This is a genomic window from Petrotoga olearia DSM 13574 (genome assembly GCF_002895525.1).
GTDB lineage: Bacteria > Thermotogota > Thermotogae > Petrotogales > Petrotogaceae > Petrotoga > Petrotoga olearia.
The window spans coordinates 116,712-135,120 of the sequence record NZ_AZRL01000022.1; the positions used below are offsets into that span (position 1 = coordinate 116,712).

The following is an 18,409-nucleotide window of genomic DNA, read 5'->3' on the forward strand; positions in this document are numbered from 1 at the left end:
TCCTTTTTGTCGCACTTTCAACTTTATTCTTTGACTCCACCAGCAGTTAAACCTGCCGTTAGGTACTTTTCTACGGTCATAAACAACACAATGACAGGCACGGCTGTCAACACTGAGGCTGCCATCATTTTAGCCCATACCGCATGTTCAGAAAAGAAAATCTCTCTCAAACCCACGGGCAAAGTATAAGCTCCGGGATAAGGCCTTATGAAGATAGAAGCAAATAAATACTCATTCCATCCTATCATAAATGCGTATATGAAAACGGTGATTATAGCTGGCATCGATAGAGGAATAATTATCCTCATAATAGTTCCTATTCTTGTGCTGCCATCAATTAAGGCCGCCTCTTCAATTGATTCAGGAATTGTTCTGAAATAATTACCAAGCATATACATCGAAACAGGTAACGTCTGGATCACATATATTATATACAAAGCAAACATTGAGGTTCCACCAGAATTAGTTAATCCCATTCTTACGAACAAATCATACAAGGGCACAGATAATATTACTCCACCTACCAAGTATACTAGCAAAACTCCTCTTTGAACAAGTGTTCTTCCCGGATACCAAACTCTACTGAAGGAATAGGCACCAAATATACCTATTATTAAACTTGTTAGTGCGCTTAATCCAGCCAAGAGTAAACTGTTACCAAACCATCTTAAAAAAGGAAACGATTCACGCCTTCTTTGTGAAAGTATATTCTGAAGGATTTGTTCTCTTTGTTCTTCTGGAAGAGACTCTAAAAGTCCCATGAGTTGTTCTTCTTCATTACTCATCTGTTGTCTAATAGACTCCTCAAGTCCTAATAGTTGAGCATACTGTGACAATGTTGGATTCTCAGGGATCAGTCCAGGATCAAATGCATCAGAATCATATCTAAATGAAACTGAAACCATATATGCAAAAGGATAGGCAACAAATATTACAACTAAAGCTATGAAAAACCAAAATAAAAATGTTTTTATGAAAGATCTTTTTCTTACTACCATTTTAACACCTTCCTCACATAGATGGATATGAGCACCATCATAACTACAAAGAGGACAGTTGCAATAGCTGCTGCTACTCCTAACTCCGGCAAACCTGTGAAGGCTTTTTCATATAGATATATAGGTAGAGTTCTTGCTTCTTTAGACAAAAGGTATACCTCTTCAAATTTGTAAAAGTTCCATATTCCTCTTAATAGGACTAAAGAACCTATTACATAATATAGTTCTGGTAAAGTAATATGACGAAATTTTTGAAAACCATTAGCGCCATCTATATCAGCTGCTTCATAATAATCTTGAGATATTGATTGTAACCTGGATAGAATCATCAAATAAATAAAAGGAAAGTTCTTCCAAATGCTGTAAAAAGAAACAACTAAGAATGCATTATTTGGATCGTTAACAAGGTCTTGTGTCACATCCATTATACCTAAATTACTTAAGAGTATTGTTAAAGGGCCGTTTAAAGGCATTAAGACGTATTGCCAAGCAAAAACGGTTGAAATAACTGGGGCAACATATGGGAACAATATAAGGGCTCTTACTATACCTCTTCCAGGAAATTCTTTATTCATAAGCAAAGCAACCCCTAAACCAACTAAAATACTTCCGAAAACGGTAATCAAAACAAACAACATGGTTATACCAAAAGAATTCCAAAAGGTAGGATCGGTTAACAGTTCTCTATAATTTTGGAAGCCAACAAACTTATTCGGTACTCCCGGTGTAAGGGATACTTCAAAAAAACTCAAGTAAATATTGTATAAAACTGGATACAAAATAAAAATCCCTATCAAAATAACTGCGGGGGATACTAACCGCCATCCAAAAACGGCTTCTTTCTTCCTTAAAGGAGATAACTCTCGAAATCGTTGCATTTTTCTCTCCTCCCAATTTTTAGTAAAAAAGGGGAATAAAGTATTCCCCTTATAAGAGCTAGTAAAGTTTAATCGCCTAATAATCTTTCTGCTTCTTGTTGTGCCCATTGAGCCGTTTGCTGTGGTGTCCAATCGTTTGCAAACATTCTATTTATTGCCCTACCAATTACAAAGTTACCAGATAGGATACTCATCTCCTCAATAATTTCTCCTTCCATGAACTCAAATCTTTCAACAGTATCTAATGCGGAAATAATCGTAGTTATTTGATCTTTCCCATATCTTTCTAAAACTGGATTATCTAAAAACTCGTCCATCTCTGCTATAGAGCTTCTTGTTGGATTCATTCCGCCAGGTGCCACGTGCAACCAGTAGATGTAATTGTTTCCACTCATAAGAAATTTTACCCATTGTTCTGCAGCATCTTTGTTTTTGGAAGTATTAAGTATACCCAATCCAACAACTTCACCAAATGAAGATGGTCTTATGTTAACCATAAAATTTGCAAAACCTGTATTCTCAACAAGTTTAGGATCAAACTGTTCTACTCTTTGTTTTTGAACCTCTTCCACTGCAATATCGTCCATTATGTATGTCGAATAGAAAACCATAGCGGCTTCGTTATTCAAATAACCATTTAATGCTTCTGGAACAGCAGTAAAACCAGGCCTAGAATATTTTCCAAGTTCTTTATAAAATCTAAATGATTCGATCATTTCAGGAGTATTAAAAAGAATATTTCCATCTTTATCAATTGGTCTTGCACCATTTGAAAGAGCGATTTGTGAAAAGACCTGTTCAGTATAAGCATCCGCCTTCTTAGGCAATATTATACCGTAGAAACCATTAGCCGGATCGTTTAATGCTTTAGCAGCTGTAAGTATATTATACCAAGATGTTGGAGCCCCTAGGTCTCTTTCTTCAAACAAATTCGCCTTATACCAAATCCCTTGAACCCAAGCGTGGAAAGGTACCCCATAATATCCTCCATCTGGTGCTTTCATCAATCTTGCAACGCCTTCATAAACATCACCAAAATCTTCGATGATCTTTGCATTAAGCTTTGTATCCATAAAGCCTTGACTTCCCAGCAGGAGAATAGGAGAAATACCACCTTCTACAACATCTGGTAAAGTTCCAGCCTGAACTGCTCTTGGAATCTGTTCTAAAATCTCGTTTTCCTCGATCGGTACTAAATTAACCTTTATACCCGTTTGTGCCTCAAAAATCTGTGCTAAAGCTCTTACCCTTTGTTGCCTATCTGTTTCCACCTGAGTATGCCAAAACGTAATCGTTTGAGTGAACATCATGGCACTAACCAGCACCGCTAAAATAACTACTATAAGTTTCTTCACCACACACACCTCCTCAAATTTATGGTTCTGATTATAAATAAAAATTTTTTCCAGAAATATAAGATAAAAAGAAAATTTTCATTTTTATTATACAGAAAAAAATATTATTTTCAAAATCTGATTATTCGTGATTACGATTGATTATAAGTAATTATTTGTGATTATTATCGAAAATCTTCGATTTTCTCATTATTGCATTTTTTTGTGTTAGTCTACAAACTTTTGATATAATAAAAGAAACATTAAATATAAAAGCTACTATAATTTTATCTTTTTGGAGGCGTTAATTATGAACAAAATTATAAAAGAAATAAAAGTCAACAACGTTGAAATTAAATTAGTATCTGGTGATATAACTATCGAAGAAACAGACGCTATTGTAAATGCTGCTAATTCACATTTGCAGCATGGGGGAGGGGTAGCAGGGGTTATAGCAAGAAAAGGTGGTTCAGATGTTCAAAAAGAGTCGAACGAATATATTAAAAAATACGGTAAAGTCGAAACGGGAAATGTTGCCGTTACAACTGGAGGAAAGTTAAAATGCAAATACATAATTCACGCAGTTGGACCAATTTGGAGGGGAGGCAGTGAGCAAGAAGAAAAGTTATTGTATGATGCTGTTATTAATTCTTTAAAAAAAGCAGAAGAATTAAAATTGAATTCAATATCCCTACCAGCTATAAGTGCGGGGATTTACGGTTATCCCATAGAAAAAGCGGTTCCCGTTTACAAAAAGGCGGTCTATGATTTCATAAATACCAATCCACAATTTTTAAAAGAAATCAGGTTTGTAGTATATGATGAAGAACATTATGATTATTTTTTGAAAGAATTCTGAGATCATGAGTTTTCTAAGAACAGTATACTATTATTATTCACTAAGTAAAAATCTTAATCATTCAAGAAGAAAGATATTAGAATTAAGAGAAAAGAAATTTAGAAAGATATTAAGATACGCCTATAGAAAAATACCTTTTTATATGGACTTTTATAGATCCTTCCGAATAAAAGAAAACATGCTGGACGAGATTCCCATAAACGAATTACCAACGATCAATAAAAATATTATGATTGATAATTTTGATAAGTTCTTTAAAGATGACCAAATTACCAAAAACAAAGTAGAAGATTTTTTAAATAATAACCCCAATCCAACTTCTTTACTTTATGACAAGTATCATGTAATACACAGTTCTGGATCAACGGGAACGGTAGGATATTATTTGTACAGTGAAAAAGAGTGGGATTTCATCAAAGCTATTTCAACAAGGATGTTTTCAAATTTCACTCTCAAAAGAAAGAAATATGCCTTTATAGGTGCAGTTGATGGACATTATGCTGCCATAAGTTTATTCCTATCTCCACTAAATCAAACTGAAAAGTTTTTCTACAAAGATTATATAGTAATGGATATAAATAAGCCTATCAAAACGTACTTAAAAAAACTTAACGATTTTCAACCGGATAATCTCACAGGGTACCCTTATGGCATAAGATCTTTGGCACAATTTCAAAATGAAGGTTTTTTGAACATTCACCCGGAAGTGATAGTCTGTGGTGGAGAACCTTTATTAAAAAACGTAAAACTGTTTTTAAAAGAGGTGTGGAAAAACTCCAAAATAGTAGATAGTTATGCAACATCTGAGTCTTTGGCAATGGGTGTATCTAGGGAAGATTTAAAAGGAATGTACATATACGATGATGCGGTTTATCTTGAAATCCAAGAGAACAAAACAATTTTGACGAACTTGTACAATTACACCCAACCTATAATAAGGTATGAATTAACAGATATCCTAAAAAAATCAAAAAATGGGGGAGGGAAATGGCCCTTTACAAAGATTGAACAAATTACTGGTAGAACCGAACTAATCCCATTTTTTGTAACCCAAGACGGAGAAAAAGATTTCATTCATCCAATCGTTATAGCAGAATTTTTTGTCAAAGGAGTAACTAAGTTTCAATTTATCCAAAGGAATCAATCATCTTTTGTTTTTAAAATAGTCGTCTCACCAAAAGAACCTTCAGATGAAATTGTTCAAGAAGTTCGAAAAAAACTTTATGATATTTTAGAAAAGAAAAAAATGAAAAACGTGAATTTTGAAGTAAAAGTTGTAGAAGATATTAAACCAGATGAAAAGACGGGAAAATTCAAATTAATTGTTATTGAGTAAAAAATCAAAAGAAAAGAAGGTGTTTCACGTGGCAAATTTATATTTAATAGATGGCTCGGGAATAGCATATAGAGCTTTTTTTGCACTGGGAGACTGGATGAGCACTTCTGATGGTTTGCCGACAAATGCCATTTATGGAGTAGCTCGAATGCTATTAAAGTTACTCAAAGAGTACGTTAAAAAAGGCGAGGATTCAGTAATATTTGTTATGGACAAAAAAACCACCACTTATAGAAATGAATTATTAAAAAGCTATAAGGCTCAAAGGCCAGAAACACCTGAAAAATATATACAACAGATCCCATACATATACGAACTGGTGGAAAAATTAGGTGTAAAATTAGTTGCTATGGATAATTATGAAGCCGACGATGTTATAGCCACAATAGTTTCAAAAAAGAAAAAAAAGTACGATATAGTTTATATAATCACGTCTGATAAAGATATGATGCAACTTGTTAAGGATAATGTGCATATATTGAGGCCAGAAAAAGGAATAACAGAAATGGTAAACTACGACGCACACCAAGTGGAAAAAAAGATGGGAGTCCCTCCCGAAAAAATCGCTGATTTACTAGCTTTAATGGGGGATAGTTCTGACAACATTCCAGGAGTAAAAGGCATTGGAATAAAAACAGCCCAAAAATTGTTGCAAAATTACAAGGGTTTAGATGATCTGTATCAACATTTGGATGAAATAAAAGGTTCTACAAAAAACAAACTAAAAAGCGAAAAGGAAACCGCATATCTTAGTAAACAATTAGTCCAATTGATGGTAGATGCACCGATAGAAGAAATATTTGAAGATAAAGAAATTATATATCAAGGATTCAGAGACGATTTACGAGATTTTCTTAAAAAGTTAGAGTTTAACTCAATATTAAAAGAGTTAGATATACCTGATACACCTAGTGACTCATCTAAAGTAAGAGTGGAAACAAAAGCAGAAAAAAAAGATTATTCAGTAAAAGGTAAGTATTACGAATATAACGCACAAGGTTACAAAGAACTATTAAAAACTTTAGAAAAATACGAAATAATATCTTTTGACCTTGAAACTTCTTCTCTTGATCCATATCAAGCAGATATAGTAGGAATCGCTTTAAGCTGGAAACCGTTTGAAGGATATTTTTTGTACCTATACAAAGAAAAAAACAGATGGGAAATAACGAAAGAGATAGTCAATCTTTTAAACACTAAAAAGGTCATTGGTCAAAATTTAAAGTACGATATGACCGTTTTGAAAGTAAATGGAATTGAATTAAACAAAGTATATTTTGACAGTATGATAGCTGCTTATTTGTTGAATCCAGACAGCAGAAGATTCAATATGGACGATCTCGCCAAAGAATATTTGGATTATAAAACAACTAAATACAAAGAAGTTATGGGAAAAGATATCAAACTGTTAACCCTTGGAGACATCGATAAGAAAAAGGTTGTTGAATACGCTGCAGAAGACGCAGATATTGCTTATCGATTATTTGAAGTTTTAAAGCCTAAACTAGAAGAATTTGAACTAAATGAATTGTTTGAAAAAATTGAAATGTCAACTATAAATGTGTTATCAGAAATGGAAATGAATGGCGTGTATTTTGATTTAAAAGAACTTAAAAAACTGGAAGAGGAATACAACAAAAAGCTGAGTTCGTTAATGTTTGAAATGAAAAAAATCGCCGGTTATGAATTCAACCCAAACTCGCCAAAACAAGTTGGGGAACTACTTTTTGAAAACTTAGGATTGAAGGGAAAAAGAAAAACTAAGAGTGGATCATATTCAACAGATGCAGATTCCTTAGAATCCCTAAGAGATGAGCATCCATTAGTAGAAAAACTTTTAGAATACAGGAAATACCAAAAACTCCTCTCTACATATATAATCGCTATACCAAAATTAGTTAACAAAAAAACTGGAAGAGTTCATACTTCTTTCAACCAAACGGGAACAGCTACCGGTAGATTAAGTAGCAGCGAACCGAATCTTCAAAATCTTCCCATCCGAGAAGAAGATGGAGAAAGAATTAGAAGCACCGTCAAGGCGCAAAAAGACGATCACGTTCTACTCAGTGCCGATTATTCACAAATAGAATTGAGAGTTTTGGCTCATTTAACTAACGATGAAACTTTAATAAATGCTTTTAATAGTGATGAAGACATACATGCTCTAACTGCTTCTGCAATATTTGGTATAAAAATAGATGATGTCGACTACAACATGAGAAGGGTGGGAAAAGTAGTTAATTTTTCCCTGGTGTATGGATCATCTCCGTATGGATTAGCCGAGAATTTAAAAATACCAATAGAGGATGCAAAAGATTTTATGAACAAATACTTTAAAACTTACCAAAAAGTCAAAGAATATCAGGAATCAAGCTTAAAGGTTGCAACACAAAAAGGTTACGTCGAAACTATATTCGGAAGAAAAAGATTTTTGAAAAACATAAAAACAGGCAAATCTGAACTGAAACGGATAGTCATAAACACCCCTATCCAAGGAAGCGCAGCCGATATAATGAAACTGGCGATGATAAATTTGTTTAAAAAACTTCCAAAAGAAGCAAAATTAATACTTCAGGTACACGACGAAGTAGTAATAGAATTACCAGAAAAAATCGTAGAAGAAACCAAAAAAACGGTTCAAGATTGTATGGAAAATGCTGTCAAATTGAAAATACCTTTAAAAGTTGACATAAGTGTTGGTAAAAACTGGATAAAATGATAATTATAAATATGTATAACTAAATTATTAAAATATTTTCATTTTTAAAAGAAAATCTGATATAATCTAAATAATAAAATAAACACTTTAGAAATAAAAAGAAGGTGAGGAGCGGGGCAAAGGGGCGCTATATAATTAGATTTTAAAGTCAGTATATTATAATGAAATTAACGGAGGAATCAAATGAAAAAGTTTCACATTGTAAAATTGGGTTGTCCAAAAAACGATGCAGATATGGAAATCCTGAAAGGATTACTCCAAAGCAAAGGATATAAATACGAGAATAACCCTCATTTTGCTGACTACATATTCATCGATACTTGTGGTTTTATCGAAGAAGCTAAAAAAGAAAGCATCGAAACTATATTTGAATATACATCCTTAAAAGATAATAACAAAAAACCAAAAGTTATACCAACAGGTTGCTTAACTCAAAGGTATTTTAACGAGTTTCTCGAAAATGTCCCAGAAATAGATGGATTATACGGTGTGTTATCTCCAAAAACTATTGTCGAAAAAATTGAAAATGGTGAATATTTTTTTAAAAACGATACTCCTGAGACTCTTTATGATTGTAAAATTAGAGCGATTCCAGAATTACATTACGCATACGTAAAAATTGGGGATGGATGTAGTAGAAATTGTGCGTTTTGCTCTATACCAACGTTCAAAGGGAAACCAAAAAGCAGAAGTATTGAAGAAATAAACGAAGAAGTGGAATTTTTGGTATCCAAAGGTGTAAAAGAAATCATTCTTGTATCCCAAGATAATACATTGTACGGCTTAGATAATTACCAAAAGCAAGCATTACCTGATTTACTAGACAAACTTAATAAGATAAAAGGGAAATTTTGGATCAGAGTCATGTACTTACATCCGGATTTTTTAAGCGAAGAAATCATAGAAAGCATACATAGAAATGAAAAGGTATTAAATTATTTCGATGTTCCAATTCAACATATCTCTGATAAAATTTTGCAAAGTATGGGTAGATATAAGAAAAGAAACGAATTAATAAAACTATTTGAGAAAATTAGAAAAGAACCATCCGTCATAAGAACAACGTTAATGGTAGGGTTTCCTGGAGAAAAAGCTGAGGACTTTGAAGAGTTAGTAGATTTTGTAAAAGAGGTAAAATTTGAAAGAATGGGGAGCTTTAAATTTTCAAAAGAAGAAAACACAAAGTCATTCACATTACCAGAACAAATTGATGAACAATTTAAAAAACAAAGGCAGAATAAATTAATGGCGGTTCAAAGTGAAATTTCTAAAAACGTCATGGAAAAATATATAGATAAGTCTTTAGAAGTTCTTTTGGAAGAGAAAGAAGGTAACGTTTATATCGGAAGAAGCTATTTAGACGCTCCAGATATTGATGGGAATGTGTACATAAAAAATTACGGTGACAAAGAACCCTCTTTAGGGAGCTTCGTTAAAGTAAGAATTACTGGCTCATACGAATATGATCTAGAAGGAGAGATTGTTGAATGAACATACCTAATTTGCTAAGCTTTTCTAGGATAATATTAGCCATCCCAATATTTATTTTAACTGTCTTTGGCGAACCTTTTTATATCGTAGCATTGATTTTATTTATTATAGCTTCTTTAACCGATTGGTTAGACGGATACGTTGCCAGAAAAACAGGGCAGGTTACCGATATCGGCAAGTTTTTTGACCAAATATCTGACAAAATACTTATAAATTCCGTTTTTATTGCAATGTTGGGAGTAGGGATTTTGCCTGCATGGTTTGTTGCAATAATTGTATCAAGGGACACCTTTGTAAGCGGTTTAAGAATGGCAGCTGCAAATAAAAATGTTGTAGTTCCTGCTGATAAGTTTGGTAAACTAAAAACCGTCTTAGAAATTGCTTTAATCATTGTAATATATTTGATGCTTTGGAACTTTCTAGTTAGTACGTTGGTTTATTTAACTGTTATAATCAGCCTATTATCAGGGGTAAATTACACTATCAAAACCGTTAAGCAATTTTAAAAAAGATTTTGAAGAACTCAGAAGTCAAACTTTTACAACTTTATGCAAAAGACGAGTTTAATGGTTTTTAAGGTTCTTAGGAGTTTAGTTCATAAGATTTTGATTTTAAAAGGGTCACAGGGCGTAGCCCTCCCCCGCTCTGGGTGGCTTCGAAGCGAAGGAGCAATAAAACAAGTTTTTGCGCTTTTAATAACAGTAAAATTAAAAAGAAAGGAGCCCTAGCATATGACACAGCAAAAAAATGTAAATAACTACAATGTCGATAAATTAAGATCCTTCATTGCCATTGAAACCAACGAAAAATTAGAAGAGTTGTTGAATGATTTAATTGAAAGATTTCAAAGGATGGGATTTAAAGCTAATTGGACAAAATCAAAAAATGTCCATTTAACCTTGTTTTTCCTTGGAGATCAAAAAATGGAAAAGATAGCCCAGTTGGCTTATAAAATTGGTGAAAGAATATCTGGATTTCCTACTTTTCATTTTAATATTCATAAAATGGGATTCTTTGAAAATGATTCTCAACCAAAGGTATTATGGTTGGGAATAGAAGAAGATAATACCTTAATTGGACTATATGAAGAAATAAGGAAAGTACTAAAGATTTCAGAATTAGAGGTTAAAGATACCAACTTTTTACCTCATATTACCGTCGGAAGAGTTAAATCCTATCCTAACCATTGGAAAGAACTACTTAATTCTGTAACTTTTGATCAAATCCAAGTACACGTAAATTCTATCGGTATATACTCTTCTGAACTCACAAGGAGAGGCCCTATATATAAAAAACTCTACACGGTTGACTTTGAAGGAGGCGTCATCATTAATGGCTAAAAATGATTCTAAAGATACAAATAAAGATGAATTGTTAGAAAAGCTTGTTAAAGAATTAGAAAAAAATCATGGAACAGGATCGGTCATGATAATGGGTAAGGGATTGGATAATAGCAATATATCAGTTGTACCAAGTGGATGCTTATCGCTAGACATAGCTTTAGGTGTTGGTGGATATCCAAGGGGTAGAATTGTAGAAATATACGGAAACGAATCATCAGGTAAAACTACTCTGGCTCTTCACTCTTTAGCAGAAGTCCAAAAATTGAACGGTATAGTCGCATTTGTTGATGCCGAACATGCTCTAGATGTTGAATATGCTAAAAAGTTAGGAGTAGATGTCGACAAATTAATTGTTTCACAACCGGATTATGGTGAACAAGCCCTTGAAATTGTAGATTCTTTGATAAGATCTAACATAGTAGACCTAATTGTAGTAGACTCTGTAGCCGCTTTAGTTCCAAAAGCAGAAATAGAAGGAGCTATGGGAGATTCCCACATGGGACTTCAAGCAAGACTCATGTCTCAAGCTCTAAGAAAATTAGCTGGAAGTATAAGTAAATCCAAATCTATAGTTATATTTATAAACCAGGTAAGGATGAAAATAGGTGTAGTCTATGGTAACCCAGAAACTACTACCGGAGGAATTGCGTTAAAATTTTATTCTACTATAAGGGTAGAGGTTAGGAAAGGTAATGCGATAAGAGAAGGAAAAGATCAAATTGGAAATGAAACAACCTTAAAAATTGTAAAAAATAAGGTGGCTCCACCCTTTAAGCAGGCAAACGTAGACATGATTTTTGGACGCGGTATCGCTAAAGAAAACGATATCTTTAACCTAGCTGTAGAGGAAGATTTAATTCAAAGAAAAGGTGCTTGGTTCTCCTATATCAACGAAAACGGCGAAGAGATCAGCTTAGGGCAAGGTAAAACTAATTCAATTAGTTATCTCATGGAAAATCCTGACATCCTTAATTATTTAGAATATACGATTCGTAAGAAACACAATTTAATTATTCCTGATTATCTAATAGAGAAGTTTGAATCTAACTCTTCAAAAAGCAAAAAAGAGAAAAATGAAGAAGTACAAAAAAATTAATCCAAAAGATGAAAAAGCAGCTGAAAAATCTGCATTGAATTTAATAAAATATCGTGCCAGATCGGAAAAAGAACTTTCATCCCGTCTAAAAGAAAAAGGCTTTGATGATGAGGTTATTGGTAAAGTGGTAGAAAAATGCAAGAAGAGCGGTTTGATAGATGACAAACTTTTCGCATATCTATACACATATGATAAGTTAACTTTAGACAAAAAAGGTCCTTTGTTTATACACCATGAACTAAAACGGTTGGGAGTAGAGGAAAGTTTGATTTCTGAGTCCCTTGAAAAAGTTAAAAATGAAGTAGATATTAATGCAATTGCCTTAGAATTGGCAAAAAATTATTATGAAAGAAAACAGGACATTCTCAAAACTAAAGCTTACTTGTATAGAAGAGGTTTTGAGCCAGACATTATAAACTGTGTTATTGAAAACTTAAGAGGTGATTGAAATTGGAATTTTTGGTATATATAATTATAGGAGCAGCAATATTTATTTTATCTCTGTTTGTTGGAATCAATATTGGAAACAAAAAAGTTATTTCTACACTAAAAACGAAAAAAGAAGAACTGGAAGCTGAAATAAAAAACAAGCAAAAAGAAATAGAAAAGATGTTAAAAAAAGCAGATGAAGAAGCTAAGGGATTAAAACAAAAAGAATTATTAGAGGCAAGAGAAGAGATACATAAACTCAGACAACAATTTGAGTTAGAAGCAAAGCAACAAAGAGAAGAGCTTAAAAACAATGAAGAAAGATTAATAAGAAAAGAAGAAAGCTTAGCAAAAAAAGAAGAGAATCTAGAAAAACTAAAAGAAAAATTGGAAGCCCAACACGAAAATGTCCAAAAATTAGAGAAAGAATTAGAGACGAAATTAAATGAAATCGCAAAAATGACCGAAGAAGAAGCACGTCAGATAGTAATAAACGAAGCAAGAGATAAGTACGAAAAAGAAATTGCCCAGAAATTCAAAGAAATAAAAGATCATTACGAAGATGAATCAAAAAAATATGCCCGATGGGTTATTACTACTGCCATTCAAAGATATGCATCAGATGTCACCAACGAAATAACTACGTCAACCGTATCATTACCTACAGATGACATGAAAGGTAGAATAATTGGTAGAGAGGGAAGAAACATCAGAACATTTGAAAAACTCACCGGCGCCGATTTGATAATTGATGATACCCCAGAAATAGTTGTAATATCCTCATTCAACCCATTACGAAGAGAGATTGCAAAAAGGACACTCGAAATGCTAGTAGCCGATGGACGAATACATCCTGCCAGAATAGAGGAGCTCTATGAAAAATCAAAAAATGAAATTCAAGAATACATAAAAGAGGTAGGAAAGGAAGCGGTAATTCGAGCAGGTATAAAACAACCTCATATTGAGATAATTAAACTTCTAGGTAGATTAAAATTTAGAACCAGTTATGGCCAAGATGTGTTAGAACATTCCATAGAAGTATCACAATTTGCTGGAATGATGGCAAGTGAACTAGGATTGAACGTTGAACTAGCTAAAAGAGCAGCTTTATTCCATGATTTAGGAAAGGCTGTTGATCATGAAGTAGAAGGGTCACATGCTATTGTTGGAGGGCAAATTGCTAAGAGATACGGAGAAAAATTGGAAGTAGTTAATGCTATACAGTATCACCACAACGAAGTTGACCCGATGACACCCGAAGCTGTTTTAGTTGCTGCAAGTGATGCGCTATCGGCATCCAGACCTGGTGCACGTAAAGAAACTTTGGAAAACTATATTCGAAGGATCGAACAACTTGAGGAGATTGCAAAATCATTTAGGTACGTTGATAAAGCTTACGCTATACAAGCAGGAAGAGAATTGAGGATAATAGTTCAACCAGATAAAGTTGAAGATGAAGTCGCAGAAAAATTGGCACACGATATATCTGTTCAAATAGAGGAAAAGGTTCAATATCCTGGAGTAATCAAAGTAACCGTAATTAGAGAAAAAAGAAGTATATCTTATGCAAGTTAAAAATCTTAGACGCCCTTTAAAGGGCGTCTTTTTTAAAATCTTATATAGCTGCCATTTTTTCCAGGTATTACCTCGATTTTTGAATTAATCCTTTCTTTTAATTCATTTACATGAGATATTATGCCCACCATTCTTCCAGAGCTGTTTAACTCTGTTAATACTTCAATCGCACTATCAAGAGAGTTTGTATCTAGGCTGCCAAATCCTTCGTCAATGAAAATCGTATCTAAAGATATTCCACCAGCTTCGCTTTGCACTACACTGGCCAATCCTAAAGCAAGAGCTAGTGCTGCTTTAAAACTTTCCCCTCCTGAAAGTGTCTTTATTTCTCTTTCTTTTCCAGTGTATATATCGAAAACCATAATTTCTAAACCTTCACTTTTTCTTGCATCAAGTACCTTAGAAGATCTATGCAACTGATATCTTCCATCTGTTAATTTGCTTAATCTTAGATTCGCTTGAGCTAATATTTCTTCGAAATAATATGCTAGTACATATTTACTAAGGCTGATTCTTGAGTTGTTATCTCCTTTACTGACATCTCTTAAGTTCTTTATAATTGAATATTCTTTTTCTTGCCTTTCTATTTCTTTTATTACTGTCTCTAAATTAGCTTTTGTGCTTTTCAGATATTTCATTTCATATTCTAAATTTGTTTCCTTTTTAATTAACTCTTCAATTTCCTTTTGTAATTGATCTATTTCATTTACTATAGGTGTTTCATCAGTTTTTTTTAGGTTTTTAGTGGATTCTTCTAAATCAATAAGAAGAGTCTGCTTATCCTTTAATTCTTCTTTATATTTTTGAACTTCCTCTTCCAAACTTTCCATTAAGTTAATTTGTTCTTTTAATCTTTGATATTCTTGTTGGTTCGCTAGTCCCATTTTTCCTAGCATTTGATCAAACTTTTGTTCAGCATTTTTTACTTGGTCGTCTAATTTAGTTATATCTTCGGTTAAAGTTTTTATTGTTCCTTTTGAAGAGTTTATTATTTCTGAGATTCTGTTAGATTCTTCTCTTTTTTGTTCGTACGTGGTTTTGACACCTTGGATAAATTTTCTCTTTTCTTGTATTTCGCTTATTATTCCATTTTCTGTTTTGTTCTCTAATTGTTCTTTGAAATTTGTAATTTTAGTCGTTAGTTCTATAATTTCTGATTTCGATTCATCTATAATTTTTCTCAACTTTTCCCTTTGCTCTTCTAACTCTTTAATTTCTTCTTTTATTTTTTTATTAATATTTTTCAGTGATTTGACTTTATTGTATATTTTTATTTTTTCTTCGTATTCTTGCTTTTGTTTGTTTAATTTATCTTCGAGCATTTTTATTAAATTTTGTATATGAGTGTATATATGCTCACTTTCTTGGGGAATTTGTAATTCTTCACAGATTCTTTTATATTCCGATTTAAATAAAGATACCTCTTGTGAATATTTGTTTGATACGTCTTCGTAATTTTTAAGTATCTTTATTTTTTCTTTCTCTTTTTTATCCATATTTTGGTTGATTTTCTCTAGTTCTTTTTCTGTTATTAATTTTCCGGTACTTTTGGCAGGAGAAGGGTGAACAGTAGATCCACAAACGGGACATGGTTCTCCTTCTTTTAGATTGGATGCGAGATGGTATGCCTGTGATTTTATAAAATCAGTAGTCTTTTTGTTTTGTTCTTCTCTTAAGTTTTGGATTTCAATCTCTATTTTTTCTTTTTCCTCTTTTATTTCTTGATATTTTCTGTATAAGGAAGCCAATTCTGTGTATTTTTTCAATAATTCGCCGGCTGCAGATAATAATTTTTCATTTGTACTAATTTCGTTTTTAAGTATTTCAACGTTTATATCTTCGTTTTCTGATATATATTTTTCGTTTTGTTCCAATTTTTCTTGAGCTTTTGAAAGATCCTCATCCTTTTCATGACTTTCATTAACCTTTGTATCCAAAAGTTTCTTTTTTGTGTTATATTCTTTAATTAAGTTTTTGTACTTAACGTATTTATCTAATTTTTGGTTGAGATCTTCAATTTCTTTTTCAACAGCGGATATATTTTGGTATTGCTTTTCAATTTCTGGTAATTTATCGTCGATTCGTTGCTTTTTTTCCATACTTTTATCTAATATACTTTGTTGATTTTTGAGTTGGTTCTTTTTATCGTTTAATTCTTGCTGGTATTCTAAGTATCTTTCTTCGTATGGAAGTGTCTCTTTTGCTTTCTTTAATCTATTAAGGAGATCTTCTTTTCCTTGAATATACTTGGAATTTTGTTGAAGTTCCTCGATCTCTTTTTTTATGGTTTCTTTCTTTTCGATTAGTTCGTTAGCTTTTTTTATCTTTTCAAGATCTGTGTTTAGTTTTTGTAGTTCAACTTGTTTTTGAAATTTTTGTTTTTCAGTTTCTTCTTTTGAAGTCTCTCTCCTCTTAATTTCCTTTGTTAATTGATCGATTAGATTTTCAGGGTCGATGCTTTCTAACTGCAATAATTGTTTGTATCCTTCTGATTCAAGGTTTACTGATCCTAGTATGTTTATGATTTTTTGATGTTGGTCTTTTAATCCTTTTTCTATATTCTTAAAAATCTCGTCTATTTTTTGTTCAAAACTTTCATATATACTTATGTCAAATATCTTCCTAAAAATCTCTGCTCTTTCATTTGAATTTGCTGTTATAAACTTTCTGAATTCCCCTTGCGGAATCATTATTATCTGTTTGAATTGTTCATAGTTAAGGGCTAAATATTCTTCTACCTTACTATTTACTTTTTTCACCCCTGATTCATGTAATATCAATTCACCATTTTGATATATTTTTATACTAGCTTGACTATTTTGTTTTGTGGTCCCTTCACCGTCTTTTTTGGTTCTTTCGTAAGAAGGCGTTCTTGAGATTTCTATCCTTTTATCTTTGAATTGAAACTCAAATTCTACGTATGTGTCGGTGTTTTCATCTGCAAAATGAGACCTTGCTATCGCATCTCCTCTTTCCCACATCGACCCATTTCCGTATAATGCATAACAGATAGCATCGAAAATAGTTGTTTTACCCGCACCTGTTGGGCCTGTAATTAAGAATAAAGTATCGTTTCTTAATTTGTTAAAGTCGATTTCCTGCTCTTCTAAAAAAGGACCAAACGCTTGGAATTTTAATTTTATGGGTCTCATCTTTCTTCACCACTTGTTTTTAGGAGTTCGTTGAAAATACTTGTTACTATCTGTTTTTCCTCAAAAGAGAGTTTTTGATTTTTGACCTCTTGGTAAAACAATTCGAAAAGATCAACTGGTGATATTTTCTTTATGTTATAATCTTTGGTCTTTATTTCATCATTTGTTTTTAAATTAGGAAAATCAAGGGATAGAACATTTGGGAATTTAGCTCTCAATTTGTTTATAGCATCATAAACAGGCTTAGAATTTTCTAATATTATTTGAAGATAATCATCTGAACTCTCCGTTTTCATTATGTCATCAAAATATCCTCTTATCACCTTCATATCTTTGGCAGTATTAAAGCTCAATTTTTCAACTTTTATACTTCCCTTTTCTTTCATTTCTACTAGATTCATCCCTTTTTCATGGTCTACTTCACTGAATGAGTACTTTAAAAGAGAACCTGAATAATATATATTTTTGATCTTTTGAGGTCTATGAAGATGTCCAAGGGCAACGTAATCAAATTTATCAAAAATCGAAGGATCAATATATTCGCTTCCTCCAATTGATAAAGGCCTTTCGGATTCGCTATTCAATCCACCCATTATGTATTCATGAGCTATCAATACGTTTCTTTCATCTTCATTCACATTAATACTATCTATGTAATGCTTCAAAAGCTGGGTTTTATTTTCAAAATTTATCTTAAATATATCACTGGCTTTTTGGGGATCAACATATGGAAGCATAAAAAAATTAACGAGACCAAACTCGTCTTTAAAGGTGACCTTTTTAACTTCTTTTTTTAAAGTACCTTCGATATAAAGGTTCATATTAGAGAGTATGCCGTTTAAGAACTCAAGCCTTTCATCGCTATCGTGATTTCCCGAGATTATAAATGTGGGAATTTTTAATTCGAGAACAATTTTAGAGAGTACTTCGTTCAATAGATTAATTGCTTCTGAAGGGGGGATACCTCTATCGTATAAATCTCCTGATATCAATAGTCCATCTGGTGGAGTCTCTGATAAATATGCCAAAAAATTATCTAATACATATTTTTGATCCTGAGTCATATAATTGGAATATATTATCTTTCCAAGATGCCAATCTGCAGTATGAATAAATTTCATGGTGACCTCCGAATACCTAAATAATTAGATCTTCTACCATTAGATCTAAAAAAGGGATGCAAGTTGCATCCCTCCTGT

General features: G+C 32.5%; 14 protein-coding genes. 9 read left to right on the plus strand and 5 right to left on the minus strand.

Going from position 1 to position 18,409, the window contains the following annotated elements; translation table 11 throughout:
• Positions 1-23: 23 nt before the first annotated feature.
• From X929_RS08530 to X929_RS08540, 3 genes are all read right to left on the minus strand, one after another.
• Positions 24-998, minus strand: a complete 975-nt coding sequence (locus X929_RS08530; protein ID WP_103067604.1) for a carbohydrate ABC transporter permease — start codon at positions 996-998, stop codon at positions 24-26.
• On the minus strand, positions 992-1,876 hold the full coding sequence (locus X929_RS08535) for a carbohydrate ABC transporter permease (RefSeq protein WP_103067605.1): 885 nt from the start codon (positions 1,874-1,876) through the stop codon (positions 992-994). The genes X929_RS08530 and X929_RS08535 overlap by 7 nt, the downstream gene beginning before the upstream one ends.
• A 68-nt stretch (positions 1,877-1,944) precedes the next feature.
• Positions 1,945-3,231, minus strand: a complete 1,287-nt coding sequence (locus X929_RS08540; RefSeq protein WP_245858696.1) for an ABC transporter substrate-binding protein — start codon at positions 3,229-3,231, stop codon at positions 1,945-1,947.
• A 289-nt stretch (positions 3,232-3,520) separates the two neighbouring features.
• Here X929_RS08540 and X929_RS08545 point away from each other — a divergent pair, with 289 nt between their 5' ends.
• The 9 genes from X929_RS08545 to rny all read left to right on the plus strand — a co-directional run bounded on the left by X929_RS08545 (position 3,521) and on the right by rny (position 14,058).
• Entirely contained in the window at positions 3,521-4,069 is a 549-nt protein-coding gene (locus X929_RS08545) for a macro domain-containing protein (protein WP_103067607.1), read from the plus strand.
• A gap of 4 nt (positions 4,070-4,073) precedes the next feature.
• Positions 4,074-5,405, plus strand: a complete 1,332-nt coding sequence (locus X929_RS08550) for a phenylacetate--CoA ligase family protein (RefSeq protein WP_103067608.1) — start codon at positions 4,074-4,076, stop codon at positions 5,403-5,405.
• Positions 5,406-5,433: 28 nt separating this feature from the next.
• Entirely contained in the window at positions 5,434-8,124 is a 2,691-nt protein-coding gene (gene polA, locus X929_RS08555) for a DNA polymerase I (protein ID WP_103067785.1), read from the plus strand.
• A gap of 183 nt (positions 8,125-8,307) precedes the next feature.
• Positions 8,308-9,615 (plus strand): 30S ribosomal protein S12 methylthiotransferase RimO, encoded by a 1,308-nt coding sequence (gene rimO / locus X929_RS08560; protein WP_103067609.1) that lies wholly within the window; start codon positions 8,308-8,310, stop codon positions 9,613-9,615.
• Positions 9,612-10,121 carry a CDP-diacylglycerol--glycerol-3-phosphate 3-phosphatidyltransferase gene (gene pgsA / locus X929_RS08565; RefSeq protein ID WP_103067610.1) on the plus strand — a complete coding sequence of 170 codons (510 nt, stop codon included), beginning with the start codon at positions 9,612-9,614 and terminating at the stop codon, positions 10,119-10,121. Before rimO ends, pgsA begins: the two co-directional genes overlap by 4 nt.
• Before the next feature lie 225 nt (positions 10,122-10,346).
• Positions 10,347-10,955 carry an RNA 2',3'-cyclic phosphodiesterase gene (thpR, locus tag X929_RS08570; protein ID WP_103067611.1) on the plus strand — a complete coding sequence of 203 codons (609 nt, stop codon included), beginning with the start codon at positions 10,347-10,349 and terminating at the stop codon, positions 10,953-10,955.
• Positions 10,948-12,054 (plus strand): recombinase RecA, encoded by a 1,107-nt coding sequence (gene recA / locus X929_RS08575; protein WP_103067612.1) that lies wholly within the window; start codon positions 10,948-10,950, stop codon positions 12,052-12,054. Before thpR ends, recA begins: the two co-directional genes overlap by 8 nt.
• Positions 12,032-12,502 (plus strand): regulatory protein RecX, encoded by a 471-nt coding sequence (locus X929_RS08580; RefSeq protein WP_103067613.1) that lies wholly within the window; start codon positions 12,032-12,034, stop codon positions 12,500-12,502. Before recA ends, X929_RS08580 begins: the two co-directional genes overlap by 23 nt.
• A gap of 2 nt (positions 12,503-12,504) precedes the next feature.
• Entirely contained in the window at positions 12,505-14,058 is a 1,554-nt protein-coding gene (gene rny / locus X929_RS08585; RefSeq protein ID WP_103067614.1) for a ribonuclease Y, read from the plus strand.
• 32 nt (positions 14,059-14,090) lie between these two features.
• On the opposite strand, the gene X929_RS08590 is transcribed toward rny, so the two are convergent.
• Together X929_RS08590 and X929_RS08595 are read right to left on the minus strand one after the other, a co-directional pair.
• The gene (locus X929_RS08590; protein WP_103067615.1) at positions 14,091-17,210 is read right to left on the minus strand and encodes an AAA family ATPase; all 3,120 of its coding nucleotides are present in this window, start codon (positions 17,208-17,210) and stop codon (positions 14,091-14,093) included.
• The gene (locus tag X929_RS08595; RefSeq protein ID WP_103067616.1) at positions 17,207-18,331 is read right to left on the minus strand and encodes an exonuclease SbcCD subunit D; all 1,125 of its coding nucleotides are present in this window, start codon (positions 18,329-18,331) and stop codon (positions 17,207-17,209) included. Before X929_RS08595 ends, X929_RS08590 begins: the two co-directional genes overlap by 4 nt.
• Positions 18,332-18,409 lie beyond the last annotated feature (78 nt).